Raw genomic sequence first — 2,401 nt, 5'->3', positions numbered from 1 at the left:
GCCCCGCGTTTGCGGGGCTTTTGGTTGTTGGCCAGAGGTTTGTTTGGCTTAGGACCGCGGGCGTTCCTTCTTGGGGTCGTAGTGGGCGAAGGGCACGATTTTTGCCGGCAGGCGCTTTTGCTGGCCGTCGAGCTTGCCGACCTCGACCTCGGTGCCGACCTCGGCATGGTGTGCCTCGACGCGGGCGAGTGCGATGTTCTTGTTGAGGATCGGCGAGCGCATCGACGAGGTGACGATGCCGATCTGGGCGCGGCCGATATGGACGCAATCACCATGGCCGACAGCGACATTGGCGTCGATGTCGAGGCCGACAAGCTTGTGGATCGGATTGTCCTTGCGCTTGATCAGCGCGTCGCGGCCGATGAAGTCGTCGGTCTTGGTCTTCAGCGGCACGGTGAAGCCGATGCCGGCCTCGAACGGGTCGGTCTGGTCGGAGAACTCGTAATTGGCAAAGATCAGGCCGGCCTCGATGCGCACCATGTCGAGGGCGGCAAAACCCATCGGCTTCAGCCCATGCGGCTGGCCCGCTTCCCACACCGCGTCGAAGACCTTTTCGGCATCGCGCGGATGGCACCAGACCTCATAGCCGAGTTCGCCGGTGTAGCCGGTGCGGGAAACGACGATGGGCACACCCGTCGCATCGCCGATGCGACCGATGGTGAAGCGGAACCATTCGAGTTCGGACAGTGCCGGCTGGTGCGGCGGCGTCCAGACGATCTCTTTCAGGATATCGCGGCTGTTGGGACCCTGTACCGCGATGTTGTGCATCTGGTCGGTGGAGGAGCGGACAAGCACCTTGAGGCCGAGCTTCTCCGCCACCTCGCGCAGCCACACACCGGAATAGTCGTCGCCGCAGATCCAGCGGAAGTTGTCCTTGCCGAGCCTGAGCAAGGTGCCGTCGTCGATCATGCCGCCATGCTCGTAGCACATGGCGGTGTAGACGACCTGGCCGACGCCGAGCTTCTTGACGTCGCGGGTCAGCGTGTACTGCATCAAAGCTTCGGCGTCGGGGCCGGTGACCTCGAACTTGCGCAGGGCGGAAAGATCCATCACCACCGCCTTGGTGCGGCAGGCCCAGTATTCCTCGATGGCGCCTTCCTTGGCGAACTCCTGCGGCAGCCAGAAGCCCTTGTATTCGATGAAGTTGCGGGTGTGCTTGGCAAAGCTCTGATGGAAGGCGGTCTCGCGGGTCATCTTGGGTTCGGCCTCCGGGGTCGTGCGTCTGGCGATCGCGCGCTGGAATGTGTTGGCGCCGGAATAGGTCCGGACGTGGATGTCGGTGAGGTTCCAGCCATTGGATGGCGTGGTGTCGTCGGGGCAGGCGGAGGAGACGCAGACGATGTCGGTCAGGGCGCGCAACAGCACATAGTCGCCCGGCCGCGACCAGGGTTCGTCCGAATACATCACGCCATGGGCATCGATGCCGGTGTTGAAGAAGAAGTTGACCGCCATCCAGCCGGCGCGGGCATTGACCCCATGCGGCGTGAGCGCGCCGTTGAAGTTCTCCGAGCAGTTGACGTGGCCGGGATAACCGATGTCGTCGTAATATTTGGCGTAGCAGGCGAGCGCAAACGCATCATGGCGGCCGCAGGTGTCCTGGATGACCTCGACCAGCGGCTCGAAATCCTGATCATAATACTTCGCATGCAGGCCCGGCATCGGATAGGCATGGCCCATCAGCGAGCGGGTGGCGGTGACGTCGAGCGCGAGGTCGCGGCCCTTGTCGAGCTTGCGGGCCGAGAAGCACTGGAAGTCGGTGCACTGACGACCGTCGACGTCGATGATCTGGATGTAGTCGCCGGCCTTGACGAAGAAGCTCTCGGCCGTCTTCGACTTGACCCTGAGATCGAGCACCGGCTCGGCGAGCGGATCGGGCAGGTCGGAACGGCCGGAGGCGGCCCGCACCGTTGCCCGCTTGATCATCACCACCAGCGGCGTCGAGGTGTCCTGGCCGTCGACCGCCATCGGGCTGCCGGGCGCGGCAACCACCAGCGACCCCGGGCGTGTGACGACAAAGCTCTCTTCGGTGCCGGCGGGCGTCGAGCCATCGAAGAAGCGCACCGCTTCGGCCCGGCCAAGCTCGAGCTTGCGGCGGGCGAGACCCAGACGGAACTTCTGCAGGCTGTCGTCGCCATCCACAAGCAGCGCCTTCAGGCCCGCGGCATCGCTGTTCGAACGCGTGCCCAGAATGCCCGGATCGGCGCGGCCGGCAGCGTCGAACGCCACCAATTCGCAGGCCTGGCCGCCCTCGAGATTGCGCACGCTCACGCGGTCGCCCGCCTCGATGTCGATCAGCGCCGCCCCCCGACCCGGCACATGATAGCGCTCCATGCCAGGCAAAAGCAGCCCTGGCTGAAGGATCAAGCTCGGTTGCGGTGGACCCGAGCGTACGGCGGGGTAG

Annotated in this window: 1 protein-coding gene; it reads right to left on the bottom strand. The window is 64.8% G+C overall.

Annotated elements, in window-relative coordinates:
• Positions 1 to 48: 48 nt before the first annotated feature.
• Positions 49 to 2,401 (bottom strand): aminomethyltransferase family protein (locus tag NDO48_RS28930; RefSeq protein WP_267322871.1); only part of this gene is annotated, 2,353 nt, incomplete at its 5' end.

It is taken from the genome of Aminobacter sp. MET-1 (assembly GCF_026521175.1).
In the GTDB taxonomy this organism is placed as follows: Bacteria; Pseudomonadota; Alphaproteobacteria; order Rhizobiales; family Rhizobiaceae; genus Aminobacter.
This window is presented reverse-complemented; position numbering and strand designations above follow the sequence as displayed.